Raw genomic sequence first — 13,246 nt, 5'->3', positions numbered from 1 at the left:
GAAGGCGCTATTCTTGAGGCTCGGCCGAGTTCGCCAAGTCGCCATTGCGATGAGGAGCTCGCACCAACTCGGCCGCCTCTAACTCCAGCGCTTCGGCCACCTGGCCCAGCACGGTGACGCTCGCCGACACGTCGGCGCGCTCGATCGCCCCGATATACCGGGCACTCAACCCGGCCCGCTCGGCCAACTCCTCTTGCGTCATCCCTTTCGCATGACGCAACCGACGCAGATTGATCGCCATGACCTCCTTGAGATCCATGGCGATGATGGAGCCGAGGTCGGAACCATCGTTCCAGGAACGATCATTCCGATTCGTCCGCGGGTTATGCTATCCATCCCCGGTCTCGAGTGCCTCTACATCGTCAACTTGAGCAACGTGATGCGCCATAAGCATCACGACACCGGCTCAATCAGGCGCGAAGTCTGTCAAAATTTGCGGTAAATGAATCCCTACTCCATTGCTTTGATCTCGACGGGGGGAAAGATCGCAATGACCGAGGCGCCCTTCTGTGACCGGCCGCCGCTTACCGACAGCGTGAACGCCTATGATGAGCAACATCTGGCGATATACCTACGGTTGCTGATGGCCGAGGAAGAGGGCGCCGACTGGCGAGAGGTCGTGCTGGTGCTCTTCGGACTCGATCCGGCGCAAGAGCCCTGCCGTGCCAAAATCGTCCATGAAAGCCACCTGGCGCGCGCCCGCTGGATGACCGAAACCGGCTATCGGCACCTGCTTCAGCCACGAGCGCAGTGAGTCGCCAAGACGTGTGTTGTACGGGTTGTCGTCGCGCGCGATGCAATCATAAGGTCTAGCGCAAAGCCTGCGTTTCCGGATGGTCTGAGGCTCCCCGAATAGGGGTGCAAGACGAGAGGAAACGCCATGCCCACAGAGTATTGGCGCTCGCCGGAGACGATCGATCACTTGAATCGCCTCGAACGTCCCGGCTTCGCCGTCGAATTCCTGCGCCGCAACGCCGAATATCGGCGCGAATACGCCCAAATCCAACGCCAGATCGCACGCGATCACGTCGATGCGGAGTCCGCTCGCGCGGATTTCGCCCGACGATGGGGGTTGCGGTTTCGCCCACGACCCGAGCATTCCGGTCGGCGACGAACCCGCTACCTGGCTGCCGGAACTGTCGCCCGGCACGCTGCTGCTCGATGCAGCGCCGAGCGGATTCGCGCCTGTGGCCCTCGACCCATCCCAACTCGGCTCGATCGTCGCTGACCGGACCGATGATGAGGGTCGCGAGGTCGTAATCGTCGATGGGTCCGGCGAGCTTCACATCCGGATCAACAGCGATCTGGCCGTTCGGCGCCCCGTGATTCTCCTGCCGCTCGGCGCCGTGTCGGTCGATCTCCGACTCGATGTCGCGGCGCGTTTCATCCGCAAGGTGGGCGGCCAAACCATCGGCCTTCTCCCACGGGCGTTGCGACTGACCAAGCAGCGCAAGCGCCGTCTCGTTCAGCTTCTTCACGCCTTCGACGTTCACGACATGGGCGGCGGTCCTCGTGACGTCGCAGAGATCATCCTGCATTCGGACCAGGCCCAACTTCCATCTGTCGAGTGGAAAGACTCCCACGCGCGACGCGCGGCCAACCGTCTGATCCACGACTCGATCGCGCTCGTCGAACGCGGCTATCTCAAATTTCTGCGCGGCGACTGATCAGCCACAGAACCTGATTTCAGCGCGCACCGCTCTTCCATCCATTTCCGTCTCGGCGGTGATGAATTGGACCATCGCCGGCTCATGGTCGCGCGAAGGGGGACGCTCCCTTCCGAAAATCTTCGTCCACCCCCAACGCCTGAGCTCTCCGCCACCGTGACCCCGACATGCCGCGACTTGGCCGCGGCGCTTCGAGGCAAGACGGAGGCTTCCCATGCTCGACAGGTCCGCGCAGCTCGCCACCCGGTACGTCCGAACCCATGAGGCGGCGCGCATCCTCGGCATCTCGCCGCGCACCCTGGAAAAGTATCGCTGTCACGGCAGCGGCCCGACCTTTCGCAAGCTCGGCGGTCGCGTGGTGTACGCGGTCGGCGATCTCGAAGCCTGGGCCGACCAGGCCGCCTGCCGTTCGACCTCGGACCCCCGCTACGTCGAGGCCCGCGCCGCCGGCCACGCGCATCGCTGAGGCGCTCGCCGATGTCGTCGCGCCGCCTCATCTCCAACATCGAACGGAGCAAGCTCGAACCGTTCATCGTCGCCACCGGCGACGCCAGTCCGCGCGACCAGCGCGACCTGATGGAGCGGCCCTTCTTCTCGTTGGCCAAAGCCAGGCGCACGGCCCCCATTCTCTATGAAGCCGGCGACGTCCGCGTCGAGGTCTACGCGGCGCCCGAGTTCGGCATGGCCACCATCTGGGACGCCGACGTCCTGATCTGGGCGGCGAGCCAGATCGTCGAGGCCGAAAACCTTGGCTTCAAGACATCGCGCTTTCTGCGCTTCACGCCCTATCAGCTCCTGACGGCGATCGGCCGCCAAACCGGCTTCCGCGACTACAAGCTCTTGAAGGGCGCGCTCGCGCGCCTGCAATCGACCGTCATCCGCACGACGATCCGCAACGGCGAGCACTGGCGGCGACACCAGTTCTCCTGGATCAACGAGTGGGAGGAATGCACGACGCGCGATGGTCGGGTCGAGGGGATGGAGTTCGTCCTTCCCGACTGGTTCTATCGCGGCGTCGTCGACCGCTCGCTCGTTCTCACGATCGACCCGGCCTATTTTCGCCTCACCGGCGGTATCGAGCGGTGGCTCTATCGCGTCGCCCGCAAACACGCCGGCCGCCAGCCCCGAGGCTGGCTGTTCGAGTTCGCGCACCTACACGAAAAATCCGGAAGCCTCGCCAAGGTCGCAGACTTCGCCTTCGATCTGCGCCGGATCTCCGCCCGCCAACCGCTTCCCGGCTATCGGCTCAACATCGAGCGCGATGGGCGGCGCGAGATGCTGCGCATCCTGCCGGCCGGTTTATCCACAGGGCCTGTGGATATCGCTGTGAATGCGGTCGGGACTTCGGGCGTTCCCGCTATCGGGACTTCAGGCGTGCGCCTATCGGGACTTCGGGCGTGCAAACCGCAGCTAACCCTCTGGCCTGAAACCGCGATTCCAGGCCTTAACTTAGAGTCTAACTCAGAATCTAACTCTTGTTGTTGGCCTGCGGGCTCTGCGGACAAACGCGGCGCCGGGCGGATTTCCAGCCATCCAGAACGACAACCATCGCTGCCCCTCAACCGCAAGCCGGGAGGGAAGCGATGATCGTCGCACTGCTCAATCAAAAGGGCGGCGTCGGGAAAACGACGCTCGCGCTGCATCTCGCCGGCGAATGGGCGCTGCACGGCATGCGCGTCACGCTGATCGACGCCGATCCCCAAGGTTCGGCGCTCGACTGGTCCCAACAGAGGGCGCGGGAGAATGTCTCGCGGCTGTTCGGCGTCGTGGGTCTCGCGCGCGACACGCTCCACCGCGAAGCGCCGGAACTGGCCGCAACCTGCGACCACGTCGTCATCGATGGCCCGCCCCGCGTCGCTGGGCTGATGCGCTCGGCCCTGCTCGCCGCCGACTTGGTGCTGATCCCCGTGCAACCGTCGCCGCTCGATGGCTGGGCGTCAGCCGAGATGCTGGCTCTCCTGCGTGAGGCGCGCATCTATCGCCCGCAGCTTGCCGCGCGCTTCGTGCTGAATCGTTGCGGCGTCCGTACCGTCATCGCCCGCGAGACGGCCGAGACCTTGGCCGACCACGATCCGCCGGTGCTGTCCAGCACCATTGGTCAGCGCGTCGTCTTTGCCGACGCTGCGCAGTCGGGCCGCCTGGTCTTCGAATTGGCGGAGCAAAGCGCTGCGGCGCGCGAGATCGCCGCGATGGCCGCCGAGGTCGCGAGGATCGCGCCATGAGCGAACGGTCCACCAGACGTGGCTTCGTATCCCGACCCGGCGGCGCCGAGAGTTGGATCAAGGCTCCCGAAGCGAACGGCAGACGGTCGGATGACACCTCCGCCTTCAGCGCACGACTGACGATCGACGTCACTCCGGCGCTACGCGGCCGCATCAAGGTCGCCGCCTTCCGTCGCGGCATCACCGTCGCCGACATGCTCCGCGACCTCCTCTCCCGCGAATTTCCCCCCGATCCCGGAGAGTCCTCATGAACGACAACGAGCAGTCGCCGCCGTGCGTCGTGCCTCCGTCGCATCGGCGCACCGTCGCACTGACCCATGTCGAGCTGACCTGGATCGAGAAGACAATCGAGCATTGGCTGCGCTTCGGCCGACGCGCCGAGGAGAAAATCCTCGATCGCCGCCGCAGCATCTCCAGCTTCAAGCCGGGCAGCGTCTTCGCCTTCGTCCGCTGGGCGTCGAACGACTTCGGCACGGTCGTCTCGCGCATGGACATCGTGCGCGCGGTCGAGCCCGGCGTCCGCTACCAGACGCTGCCTTTCGTGCGCCCCGGCGGCGAAATCCTGCTGCGCGTCGATGGCTGGCCGAAGGTCGAGCGCGTGCTGCAGGCGATCGATGCGGTCGAAGCGCTCGACATCGATCCTGCCGATGCTGCGCCGGAATATTGGCGTCACCTCCACAACCGCCTCGCTGCTGGGCATGAGCCACGCGCCTACACGCGCGAGCAACATGCGGCCTGGCTCAAGCGCCGGAGCGTCGCGCCATGACCCGCTTCGGCTACGTCATGACGACGTACTTCGCGATGCTCGGCGTCGGCGCCCTCGCGTTCTTCCACCCGGCCCCACGGTTGATCTGGAACGCCACGGCGAGCACCCCGACCGGGCTCTATGCGCTGCATGCCGTTGGTACGCTCCATACGCTCGAACTCGTCGTCGTGCGTCCACCCGAACCGATCGCGAGCTACCTCGCCGACGGCGGCTTCCTGCCCAAGGGCGTGCCGCTGCTGAAGCATGTCATGGCGCTACCCGGACAGATCGTGTGTCGGGCCGGCGACCTCGTCACCGTCGATCAGGTCGAGGTCGGCGTCGCTCATGACCGCGATCACCTTAACCGTCCACTGCCGCGCTGGAGCGGCTGTCGGGTGCTTCGGTCGGACGAGGTCTTCCTCATGAACCCGACCGTCCCGGACAGCCTGGATGGCCGCTATTTCGGCCCGCTCCCCGCAGCTTCGATCGTCGCGCGCGCAGTCCCGCTGTGGACCGACGAGGCCGGCGACGGCCGCTTCGTCTGGCGCGCCGCCACCGATTGATCCGCTTCTCAACCCGCCAACCCAGGAGGTTCCCATGGCGCAGATCGGTCACTTCACCCGCGATAAATCCGGCTTCACCGGACGCATTCAGACGCTCTTCTTCACCCACGACCTCTCCCTCGTTCCGGCCGAATCTTCCGATGCCGAGAATGCGCCCGACTATCGCATCCACCGGGGCGATGCCGACGGCCCGGAGATCGGCGCGGGCTGGAAACGCACCGGCGAGAAAGCAGGCGAATACGTCTCGCTCGTCATCGATGACCCGGCGCTGCATCAGCCGATCCGCGCCAATCTCTTTCAGTCCGGCGACGACAAGTCTGCGTGGGTGCTGAACTGGAACCGCCCGCCCAAGCGCGCCCAGCGGGATTGAGCGCATGCGGACCGCTTTCATCATGCTCGTCGGGGCGACGGCGTTCGGCATGCCCGCCGCCGTCGCTCACGCCCAGACCGCGCGGATCGACCTGCACGCGCCGAGCGATCCCTATGCCGGTCTCATTGCGGAGGCGGCGCAACGCTTCGGCATTCCGGCGGCGTGGATACGGGCGATCATGCGAGTCGAGAGCCGCGGCGATCGGCGCTCAATCTCGCCCAAGGGGGCGATCGGCTTGATGCAGCTCATGCCCGACACCTGGGCGGCGCTGCGCGCTCGGTACGGCCTTGGTCGCGATCCGTTTGATGCCCACGACAACATCCTGGCGGGCGCGGCCTTCCTGCGCGAAATGCACGACCGCTACGGATCGCCGGGCTTCCTCGCGGCATACAATGCGGGGCCTGGTCGATACGAAGACTATCGTGATCGGCATCGGCCCCTACCGCCCGAGACCGTCGCTTACGTCGCCGCGCTCATCCCTTTTGTCGGGGCCGGCGCGATCGATGGGCCTGTTCTCGTGGCGGCCTCCGATCCGTCGTCCTGGACGCAAGCGCCGCTGTTCATAACGCGGCCGGCAAGCGCTGAACCCGCTGATCGCACGTCGGCCAAGCAGCCTCCGAGCGACACGCCGGCCGTCGTCGCGGTGCGCGATCTCTCCGCCATCGCGCCGCAGTCCACGGGTCTGTTCGTCTCAGTTGCAGCAGCGGGACCGAAGCCATGACGGTGCTACTCCCCCGCAATCACGCCGCGCTCTTGCTTCGACCCGCATGCGCCTTCCTTGGCGTCGCGACGATGTTCGGGGTCTCGCTAGGCTATCTCGAGGCTCTCGGATGCGAATTCGCAGGCTGGCGCGGCGCAGCGTCCTTCCGGGAAGGAGGAAGGGCGGACAGGGGAGGCGTGCAGGAACCGACCGACAGAGGGCCAGATAAAAGGCCGCAAGGTGCGGCTCTGTCGGTCGGTTGTTTTTGCTTGTGTTTTTCGTTGATCGCGCAACGTGAGGCTCTGGAACGCACGGTGCGCGGCGCCGTCAACGCATTGCCCATCCTCTGTTTTTCGCACATTGCCGGGGCCGGCGATGGCTGAGGAGAACGACTTCCAGCCTCGGCCAGGCCGCATCCGCTCTTCGCGCAGTCAGCGGGCCAAGCCTTTCATCGCCCAGGCGCTCGCCGCCGCCCAGCGCGCCGGCGGCGGCGTATCGCGGCAAGGTCTGCTCAGAAGCTCCAGCCGCTCGACCTTCGGCCGCGGCCGTATCGCCGCTGTCCGGGCGAACCATCTGCTGACGAGCCGCTCGCGCCTAGTGACGGTGAAGGCCCGCGTCGTGCGCCACACCGCCCGGGCGGCGACGCTCGGCGCTCATCTCGGCTACCTCCGGCGCGAGGGCGTCACCCGGGACGGGGAGAAGGCGCGGCTGTTCGGGCCGGAGACCGAGGACGCCGACCCCCAGGCCTTCGCCGAACGGTGCGAAAAGGATCGGCATCATTTCCGTTTCATCGTCTCACCCGAGGACGCGCCGGAGATGGCCGACCTCAAGGGCTATGCCCGCGAGCTGGTCGGCCAGATGGAGAAGGACCTCGGCACCAAGCTCGATTGGGTCGCCGTCGATCACTGGAACACGCAGCACCCGCACGTCCACATTATCGTGCGCGGCGTTGCCGAGGACGGCCAGGACCTCGTCATCTCCCGCGACTACATCAAGGAGGGCATGCGCGCTCGCGCCCAGGATCTGGTCACGCGGGAGCTAGGGCTGCGTAGCGACCTCGTTATCCACCAAACGCTCGAGCGTCAGGTCGAAACCGAGCGCTGGACCCAGCTCGACCGGCAGCTCGTCCGTGACGGCGGCCGACATGGCGTCATCGACGTTGCACTCTCTCCGGGCCAGGAGCCGGATCCGTTCCATTCACTGAAGGTCGGCCGCCTGCGGCATCTGGAGAGCCTCGGTCTCGCCCATCAGATCGGAGCCGGCCAGTGGACGATGGACGAGGCGGCCGAAACCACGCTCCGTGAACTCGGCGAGCGCGGCGACATCATCAAGCGGATTCATCGGGGCTTACGAGGACGCGGTATCGAGCGCGCGGCCGCGAGCTATGTGCTCGCCGGCGAGAGCCTCGACGTGCCCGTCATCGGTCGTCTCGTTGATCGTGGGCTCGACGACGAGTTGAAAGGCACCGCCTATGCGGTCATCGACGGCGTCGACGGCCGCACCCACCACATCAAATTCCCCGACCTCGACGCCACCGGCGACAGCGCGCCCGGCTCGATCGTCGAGCTGAGGAAGTTCGACGACGCGCAAGGGCGTCGCCGCGTCGCGCTCGCCGTGCGGTCGGACCTCGCCATCGAGGATCAGGTGACCGCCAGCGGCGCGACTTGGCTCGACCGCCAAGCGGTCTCGCGTGATCCGGTCGACCTTAGCCAGACGGGCTTCGGCGCCGAGGTCCGCGATGCGCAGGAGCGGCGGGCCGACCAGCTCATCGAGCAGGGGCTGGCCGAGCGACAGACGCGGGGCATCACCTTCTCCCAGGGCCTGATCGGCACGCTCCGCCGTCGGGAAATCGAAGCCTTGGGCGAGCGGCTTGCGGCCGAGACAGGCCAGACCTTCAACCAGGCCGCCTCCGGCGAGTACGTCGCCGGATCATACCGTCAGCGCTTCGCGCTCGCCTCCGGCCGCTTCGCCATGATCGATAACGGCCTTGGCTTCCAGCTCGTGCCCTGGACCCCGTCGCTTGAGAAACAGCTCGGCCGCCACGTCTCCGGCGTCGCCCGCGATGATGGCGGCGTCGACTGGGGCTTCGGCCGCAATCGGGGGCTCGGCCTGTGAGCGGACACTCTCATCACAGATCTCAGGAAAGGACGGCCGGCATGTCGGCGACGAAGATACTCTGGGGCCAGGTCATCACCGTCTTCGGGATCGTCCTCTTGACGATCTGGACCGCGACGGAATGGACCGCCTGGCGGCTCGGCTTTCAGCCCGAACTCGGCCGTCCCTGGTTCGAGATCCTGCACTTCCCGTTCTACCTGCCACCGGCCTTCTTCTGGTGGTGGTACGCCTACGACGCCTACGCTCCCTCGATCTTCATCGAGGGCGCCTATATCTCGGCGTCGGGCGGGATCATCGCCGCGGCCGTCGCCATTGGCATGTCGGTCTGGCGGGCTCGCGAAGCGAAGAATGCCGAGACCTACGGCTCCGCACGATGGGCGCAGCAACAAGAGATCGAGGAGGCCGGCTTGCTCGGTCCCGATGGCGTTGTGCTCGGCCGCTATCAACGCAGCTATCTCCGCCACGACGGCCCCGAGCATGTGCTGTGCTTCGCGCCGACCCGGAGCGGCAAGGGTGTGGGCCTCGTCATCCCTTCGCTGCTGACCTGGCCGGGTTCGGCGATCGTCCACGACATCAAGGGCGAGAACTGGCAGCTCACCGCCGGCTTCCGCGCCCAGCACGGTCGCGTGCTGCTGTTCGATCCGACCAACGCCAGGTCGTCGGCCTACAATCCGCTCCTTGAGGTGCGCCGTGGCGAGTGGGAGGTGCGCGACGTTCAGAACATCGCCGACATCCTGGTCGACCCCGAAGGCAGTCTCGAGAAGCGGAACCATTGGGAGAAAACTAGCCACGCGCTGCTGGTCGGCGCGATCCTTCACGTTCTCTATGCCGAGGAGGACAAGACCCTTGCCGGCGTCGCTTCCTTCCTGTCCGACCCCAAGCGACCGATCGAGTCGACGCTCTCGGCCATGATGCGGACGCCGCATCTCGGTGAGGCCGGCGTCCACCCTGTTGTCGCCTCCGCCGCGCGCGAGCTGCTGAACAAGTCCGGCAACGAGCGATCCGGCGTGCTGAGCACGGCGATGTCGTTTCTCGGCCTCTACCGCGATCCCGTGGTCGCCGAGGTGACGCGACGCTGCGACTGGCGGATCGGCGACATCGTGGCCGCCGATCGGCCGACGACGCTCTACCTCGTCGTGCCGCCGTCAGACATCAACCGGACCAAGCCGCTGATCCGCCTGATCCTCAATCAAGTCGGCCGGCGACTGACGGAGGACCTGCTGGCCAAAGCCGGGCGACGCCGGCTTCTCCTGATGCTGGATGAGTTCCCGGCGCTCGGTCGCCTCGACTTCTTCGAGTCCGCGCTCGCCTTCATGGCGGGCTACGGCATCAAGAGCTTTCTCATCGCCCAGTCGCTGAACCAGATCGAGAAGGCCTACGGCCCGAACAACTCGATCCTCGACAACTGCCATGTCCGGGTGAGCTTCGCGACCAATGACGAGCGGACCGCCAAGCGGGTGAGCGATGCGCTCGGCACCGCGACCGAGATGAAGGCGATGAAGAACTATGCCGGGAGCCGGTTGTCGCCCTGGCTCGGGCATCTCATGGTCTCCCGCTCGGAAACGGCGCGTCCCTTGCTGACGCCCGGCGAGGTCATGCAGCTCCCGCCCACCGACGAGATCGTAATGGTGTCGGGCGCCCATCCGATCCGGGCGAAGAAGGCCCGCTACTATGAGGACGGACGCTTCCAGGAGCGGATCGTGGCGCCGCCCGTCCCGGCGCGGCCGAAGGAGGGCCGTCCCGACGACTGGAGTTCGTATCCGCTGCCTCCTCGCCCTCCGGCGTCGGTGGCGGCCGAAGGTGATGACGCCGACGACGAGGATCCGAAGAACGCCGATCGGCGGAAGCAGCCGGAGCTCAGCCAAGGAACCGTCGAGAAGCAGGCGCCGATCGAGAATGAGTTCGCGCTCGATCCGGTCGACGACATGGAGGAGGAGGCGCCGCGGATCGGTCGCATGAACGATCTCATGCAGGGTATCGCGCGGCAGGCGTCGCTCGATCCGGGCGACGACCTCGGCATGTGAGGCGCGCATAGCCATGTCGAAGAAGAAGGCTCAGCTCTCCGTCTATCTCGACGCGGATGTGATGCAGTCCCTGTCGGCCTATGCGGCGCGGCGAGAGCAATCGATGTCGCTCATCGCCGAAGCCGCCATCGCTTCGTTTTTGTCGCCGGACGCGGACGAACGGCGGGAAGCAGCCATCGCCAAGCGGCTCGACCAGCAGGATCGCCGCTTGGCGCGCCTCGAGCGTGACATAGGCATCAGCGTCGAGACGCTGGCCCTATTCATCCGCTTCTGGCTCAACACCACACCGCCGCTTCCCGAACCGGCCGCGAAGGCTGCGCGGGCACAAGCCGGCGCACGATACGATAATTTCGTCGCCGCGTTGGGAAGGAGACTCAATGAAGGTCCGAAGTTGAGGCAAGAGATTCCGGAAGATCGTGCGCCTACTTCACAAAATTCCGTCGAACCTGTTTGAGAACAAGCGACGGCGTAAGACAAGTGTGAAATCTCTTCTCCGACTCCTACCGCCCGTGACTGCTCTGGCGTCCGCTCTTCTCGGATTGGTTGCTGCTGCGAATTCAACCCGCGCAGCATGAGAGTTTCGCCACTTCCTTGTCGAAGGCGAGCGCGGCGAGCTTCAGCCCCTCCACGGTGGTCAGGTAGGGGAAGATCGTTTCCGCGATATCGCGCACCGTCAGGCCGCCGCGGATCGCCATAACGGCCGTCTGGATGCTGTCCGCGCCCTCGGGGGCGAGGACATGCGCGCCGATGAGCTTGTCGCTGCCGGCGTCCGCCACAAGCTTGATGAGCCCGCGCGTATCGCGCGCGGCGAGCGCGCGTGGAACCTGATCGAGCGTAATCGTCGAAACGCGCGTCGTGTAGCCCGCCGCCCGCGCGGCCGCCTCCGTCAGCCCGACGCTCGCGACCTGCGGATCGGTGAACACGATGGCCGGCATGGCGGAATTGTCATAGGCGAGGCTGTCGCCGTTGAGCGCGTTTTTCGCCGCGAGCTTGGCGCCATAGGCGGCCATGTAGACGAATTCGTCCCGCCCCGTGACGTCGCCCGCCGCATAGACGCTCGGACGGCTGGTGCGCATGCGATCGTCGACGACGATGGCGCCGTTCGGCGTCAGCTTGACGCCGAGTTCGGCGAGGCCAAGACCCTCGGTGTTCGGCGCGCGCCCCGCCGCGCACAGCACCTTCTCCGCCTCGATGGTCGCCTCGCGGCCGTCGCGGACGAGCGCCAGCGCGACCCCTGTCTCCGTCTTGCGGATCGAGCGATAGGCGACGCCGGAGACGACCTCGACGCCCTCGTCGGCGAAGAAGCGCGTCAGCGCGATGCTGATCTCCGGCTCCGCTTCGGGCAGCAGCCGCGAACGGCAGACGAGCGTCACCCTGACGCCTGCGCGCGCGAACATCTGCGCCAGCTCCGCGCCGATGTAGCCACCGCCGATCACCAGAAGCGAGCTTGGCAGCTCCGCGAGTTCGAGCGCGGTCGTGCTCGTCAGATAGGGCACGGACTCGATCCCCGCGATCGCCGGAACGCCCGGCCGGGCGCCGGTGGCGACGATGATCCGCTCGGCGACGAGGCGCGCGGCGGCGACCTCGACGCCGCCTTCGACCAGCTTCGCCGTTCCCTCGCGATAGGCGATGTTGTTATAGGCCGGCAACAGGTCGACGTATTTGGCCTGCCGCAGGGCAGAGACCAACTCGTCCTTCTGCCTGACGGTCGCGCGCCAGTCACGGACCTCGGCGTGGGCGGAAACGCCCCCGAACCGCGCCGCGGCGCGCGCATTGTGCAAAGTCTCGGCCGCGCGGATCAGCGCCTTCGACGGCACGCAGCCGATATTGACGCAAGTGCCGCCGATCGTGCCAGCCCCGATCAGCGCCACCTGCGCGCCTTGCTCGGCGGCAGTGATCGCGGCCGAAAATCCTGCCGATCCGGCGCCGACGACGACAAGGTCGTAACAGTCGGATTCCTTCGCCTTCGGCGTGCAGTAATCGCTCATGGTTTCGTCTCGGTTTCGCCGCCTCAGCCCTTCGTCGACTTGGCGACCTCGGCCGGATAGCCGTGATCGGTGGTCGCCTTGATCATCGCGCCCGGCGAGGTGACGGCGGCGTCGTAGGTGACGGTCGCGGTGACGTCGGCCATCGCGTCGGCCTGGCTGACCGTGACGCCGCTGACGCCTTTGACATGGGCGATCGTGCTCTTGACGATCGGCCCGCACAGCACGCAGCCAGCGTGATGGACATTGAGGACGACGGTGGCCTGGCCTGCCCAGGCGGCCATCGGGGCCGCGAACAAGCCGAGCGCGGCCAACAATCCAATTCCGTTCTTCATGCTTCTCTCCATTTGGCGTAGCGGCGCGCTCACAGGAAATGGCGCGCGGCGTAGGGGAACCCGACCGCGATGACGACCAGCGTGATCGCGACAATGAGGCCGATCTTTGCGACGCGATCCGACCGGGGTGTGGCGCAATACCCGTCGGCGCACGCGACCTGCCGCTTCTTCCGCATCCGCCAGGCGCCAGCACCGATAAAAGCTAGCGAGACGGCGGCGAAAATCGGCTGGTAGGGCTCCAGTGCGGTCAGGTTGCCAATCCAGGCGCCGCTGACGCCAGCAAGGAACAGCGCGAAAGGGATGACACAGCACGAAGCCGCGCCCAGCGCGCCCAATAAGCCGCCGACGGCGAGCCAATGCGACGCTGTCGTGCGCGCGTCCTGCGGCGGAACCGCGATGGCGCTTCCCTCGGACGCACCATGAGCCGAAGCCGTCGTTTCGCTCATAGCCACTACACTCCTGTTGCTTCCGAATCCAATCTGCGCCTATCCTGAGGTCTGTAGCGACTACAGGGTCAAGG

19 protein-coding genes are annotated in these 13,246 nt (G+C 66.3%); 15 read left to right on the top strand and 4 right to left on the bottom strand.

The features are described 5' to 3' along the window. Positions 1-7: 7 nt before the first annotated feature. The gene (locus ACTUWL_RS14855) at positions 8-259 is read right to left on the bottom strand and encodes a helix-turn-helix domain-containing protein (protein ID WP_203368966.1); all 252 of its coding nucleotides are present in this window, start codon (positions 257-259) and stop codon (positions 8-10) included. Between the two features lie 231 nt (positions 260-490). Here ACTUWL_RS14855 and ACTUWL_RS14850 point away from each other — a divergent pair, with 231 nt between their 5' ends. From ACTUWL_RS14850 to ACTUWL_RS14780, 15 genes are all read left to right on the top strand, one after another. Then, positions 491-754, top strand: coding sequence for a DNA -binding domain-containing protein (locus tag ACTUWL_RS14850; RefSeq protein WP_203368967.1), 264 nt, complete (start codon positions 491-493; stop codon positions 752-754). A 126-nt stretch (positions 755-880) separates the two neighbouring features. Beyond that, positions 881-1,228 carry a transcriptional regulator domain-containing protein gene (locus ACTUWL_RS14845; RefSeq protein ID WP_374044824.1) on the top strand — a complete coding sequence of 116 codons (348 nt, stop codon included), beginning with the start codon at positions 881-883 and terminating at the stop codon, positions 1,226-1,228. Next, positions 1,188-1,667 (top strand): DUF2285 domain-containing protein, encoded by a 480-nt coding sequence (locus ACTUWL_RS14840; RefSeq protein WP_448213942.1) that lies wholly within the window; start codon positions 1,188-1,190, stop codon positions 1,665-1,667. Before ACTUWL_RS14845 ends, ACTUWL_RS14840 begins: the two co-directional genes overlap by 41 nt. Before the next feature lie 214 nt (positions 1,668-1,881). After that, positions 1,882-2,133, top strand: a complete 252-nt coding sequence (locus ACTUWL_RS14835) for a helix-turn-helix transcriptional regulator (RefSeq protein ID WP_188582766.1) — start codon at positions 1,882-1,884, stop codon at positions 2,131-2,133. 11 nt (positions 2,134-2,144) lie between these two features. Next, positions 2,145-3,254, top strand: a complete 1,110-nt coding sequence (locus ACTUWL_RS14830; protein WP_203368969.1) for a replication initiator protein A — start codon at positions 2,145-2,147, stop codon at positions 3,252-3,254. After that, positions 3,251-3,889, top strand: a complete 639-nt coding sequence (gene parA / locus ACTUWL_RS14825; RefSeq protein ID WP_203368970.1) for a ParA family partition ATPase — start codon at positions 3,251-3,253, stop codon at positions 3,887-3,889. The genes ACTUWL_RS14830 and parA overlap by 4 nt, the downstream gene beginning before the upstream one ends. Next, a complete protein-coding gene (locus ACTUWL_RS14820; protein WP_203368971.1) occupies positions 3,886-4,140 on the top strand; it encodes a hypothetical protein in 255 nt (84 codons plus the stop codon). Before parA ends, ACTUWL_RS14820 begins: the two co-directional genes overlap by 4 nt. Then, positions 4,137-4,655 carry a DUF2840 domain-containing protein gene (locus tag ACTUWL_RS14815; protein ID WP_203368972.1) on the top strand — a complete coding sequence of 173 codons (519 nt, stop codon included), beginning with the start codon at positions 4,137-4,139 and terminating at the stop codon, positions 4,653-4,655. Before ACTUWL_RS14820 ends, ACTUWL_RS14815 begins: the two co-directional genes overlap by 4 nt. Beyond that, positions 4,652-5,197 carry a S26 family signal peptidase gene (locus ACTUWL_RS14810; RefSeq protein ID WP_203368973.1) on the top strand — a complete coding sequence of 182 codons (546 nt, stop codon included), beginning with the start codon at positions 4,652-4,654 and terminating at the stop codon, positions 5,195-5,197. Before ACTUWL_RS14815 ends, ACTUWL_RS14810 begins: the two co-directional genes overlap by 4 nt. Positions 5,198-5,231: 34 nt before the next feature. Continuing rightward, positions 5,232-5,567, top strand: coding sequence for a DUF736 domain-containing protein (locus ACTUWL_RS14805; protein ID WP_203368974.1), 336 nt, complete (start codon positions 5,232-5,234; stop codon positions 5,565-5,567). Positions 5,568-5,571: 4 nt separating this feature from the next. Beyond that, positions 5,572-6,288 carry a lytic transglycosylase domain-containing protein gene (locus ACTUWL_RS14800; RefSeq protein WP_203368975.1) on the top strand — a complete coding sequence of 239 codons (717 nt, stop codon included), beginning with the start codon at positions 5,572-5,574 and terminating at the stop codon, positions 6,286-6,288. Next, the gene (locus ACTUWL_RS14795; protein WP_203368976.1) at positions 6,285-6,650 is read left to right on the top strand and encodes a hypothetical protein; all 366 of its coding nucleotides are present in this window, start codon (positions 6,285-6,287) and stop codon (positions 6,648-6,650) included. The genes ACTUWL_RS14800 and ACTUWL_RS14795 overlap by 4 nt, the downstream gene beginning before the upstream one ends. Continuing rightward, the gene (locus ACTUWL_RS14790; RefSeq protein ID WP_203368977.1) at positions 6,643-8,382 is read left to right on the top strand and encodes a relaxase/mobilization nuclease domain-containing protein; all 1,740 of its coding nucleotides are present in this window, start codon (positions 6,643-6,645) and stop codon (positions 8,380-8,382) included. Before ACTUWL_RS14795 ends, ACTUWL_RS14790 begins: the two co-directional genes overlap by 8 nt. A gap of 41 nt (positions 8,383-8,423) precedes the next feature. Beyond that, positions 8,424-10,406, top strand: coding sequence for a conjugal transfer protein TraG (locus ACTUWL_RS14785; RefSeq protein ID WP_203368978.1), 1,983 nt, complete (start codon positions 8,424-8,426; stop codon positions 10,404-10,406). 7 nt (positions 10,407-10,413) lie between these two features. Continuing rightward, positions 10,414-10,860: a CopG family transcriptional regulator gene (locus tag ACTUWL_RS14780; RefSeq protein WP_203369113.1), complete on the top strand. Its 447-nt coding sequence runs from the start codon at positions 10,414-10,416 to the stop codon at positions 10,858-10,860. A gap of 103 nt (positions 10,861-10,963) precedes the next feature. On the opposite strand, the gene merA is transcribed toward ACTUWL_RS14780, so the two are convergent. Genes merA through ACTUWL_RS14765 form a run of 3 tightly spaced genes read right to left on the bottom strand, consistent with a single transcriptional unit; the run spans position 10,964 to position 13,172 of the window. Further along, entirely contained in the window at positions 10,964-12,394 is a 1,431-nt protein-coding gene (gene merA / locus ACTUWL_RS14775) for a mercury(II) reductase (protein ID WP_203368979.1), read from the bottom strand. A 23-nt stretch (positions 12,395-12,417) separates the two neighbouring features. Then, positions 12,418-12,726 carry a mercury transporter gene (locus ACTUWL_RS14770; protein WP_203368980.1) on the bottom strand — a complete coding sequence of 103 codons (309 nt, stop codon included), beginning with the start codon at positions 12,724-12,726 and terminating at the stop codon, positions 12,418-12,420. Between the two features lie 29 nt (positions 12,727-12,755). Further along, positions 12,756-13,172: a mercuric transporter MerT family protein gene (locus tag ACTUWL_RS14765; protein ID WP_203368981.1), complete on the bottom strand. Its 417-nt coding sequence runs from the start codon at positions 13,170-13,172 to the stop codon at positions 12,756-12,758. Positions 13,173-13,246 lie beyond the last annotated feature (74 nt).

The sequence above is a fragment of the Bradyrhizobium sp. WCU1 genome, assembly GCF_053474805.1.
Note: the sequence above shows the minus strand (reverse complement) of the source record. Positions and strands in the feature narration are given on the sequence as shown.

Bases quoted from the DNA above. Each gene is read 5' to 3' on its own strand.
- ACTUWL_RS14855 (WP_203368966.1), bottom strand. From the start codon at position 259: ATGGATCTCAAGGAGGTCATGGCGATCAATCTGCGTCGGTTGCGTCAT.
- ACTUWL_RS14850 (WP_203368967.1), top strand. From the start codon at position 491: ATGACCGAGGCGCCCTTCTGTGACCGGCCGCCGCTTACCGACAGCGTG.
- ACTUWL_RS14845 (WP_374044824.1), top strand. From the start codon at position 881: ATGCCCACAGAGTATTGGCGCTCGCCGGAGACGATCGATCACTTGAAT.
- ACTUWL_RS14835 (WP_188582766.1), top strand. From the start codon at position 1,882: ATGCTCGACAGGTCCGCGCAGCTCGCCACCCGGTACGTCCGAACCCAT.
- ACTUWL_RS14830 (WP_203368969.1), top strand. From the start codon at position 2,145: ATGTCGTCGCGCCGCCTCATCTCCAACATCGAACGGAGCAAGCTCGAA.
- parA (WP_203368970.1), top strand. From the start codon at position 3,251: ATGATCGTCGCACTGCTCAATCAAAAGGGCGGCGTCGGGAAAACGACG.
- ACTUWL_RS14820 (WP_203368971.1), top strand. From the start codon at position 3,886: ATGAGCGAACGGTCCACCAGACGTGGCTTCGTATCCCGACCCGGCGGC.
- ACTUWL_RS14815 (WP_203368972.1), top strand. From the start codon at position 4,137: ATGAACGACAACGAGCAGTCGCCGCCGTGCGTCGTGCCTCCGTCGCAT.
- ACTUWL_RS14810 (WP_203368973.1), top strand. From the start codon at position 4,652: ATGACCCGCTTCGGCTACGTCATGACGACGTACTTCGCGATGCTCGGC.
- ACTUWL_RS14805 (WP_203368974.1), top strand. From the start codon at position 5,232: ATGGCGCAGATCGGTCACTTCACCCGCGATAAATCCGGCTTCACCGGA.
- ACTUWL_RS14800 (WP_203368975.1), top strand. From the start codon at position 5,572: ATGCGGACCGCTTTCATCATGCTCGTCGGGGCGACGGCGTTCGGCATG.
- ACTUWL_RS14795 (WP_203368976.1), top strand. From the start codon at position 6,285: ATGACGGTGCTACTCCCCCGCAATCACGCCGCGCTCTTGCTTCGACCC.
- ACTUWL_RS14790 (WP_203368977.1), top strand. From the start codon at position 6,643: ATGGCTGAGGAGAACGACTTCCAGCCTCGGCCAGGCCGCATCCGCTCT.
- ACTUWL_RS14785 (WP_203368978.1), top strand. From the start codon at position 8,424: ATGTCGGCGACGAAGATACTCTGGGGCCAGGTCATCACCGTCTTCGGG.
- merA (WP_203368979.1), bottom strand. From the start codon at position 12,394: ATGAGCGATTACTGCACGCCGAAGGCGAAGGAATCCGACTGTTACGAC.
- ACTUWL_RS14770 (WP_203368980.1), bottom strand. From the start codon at position 12,726: ATGAAGAACGGAATTGGATTGTTGGCCGCGCTCGGCTTGTTCGCGGCC.
- ACTUWL_RS14765 (WP_203368981.1), bottom strand. From the start codon at position 13,172: ATGAGCGAAACGACGGCTTCGGCTCATGGTGCGTCCGAGGGAAGCGCC.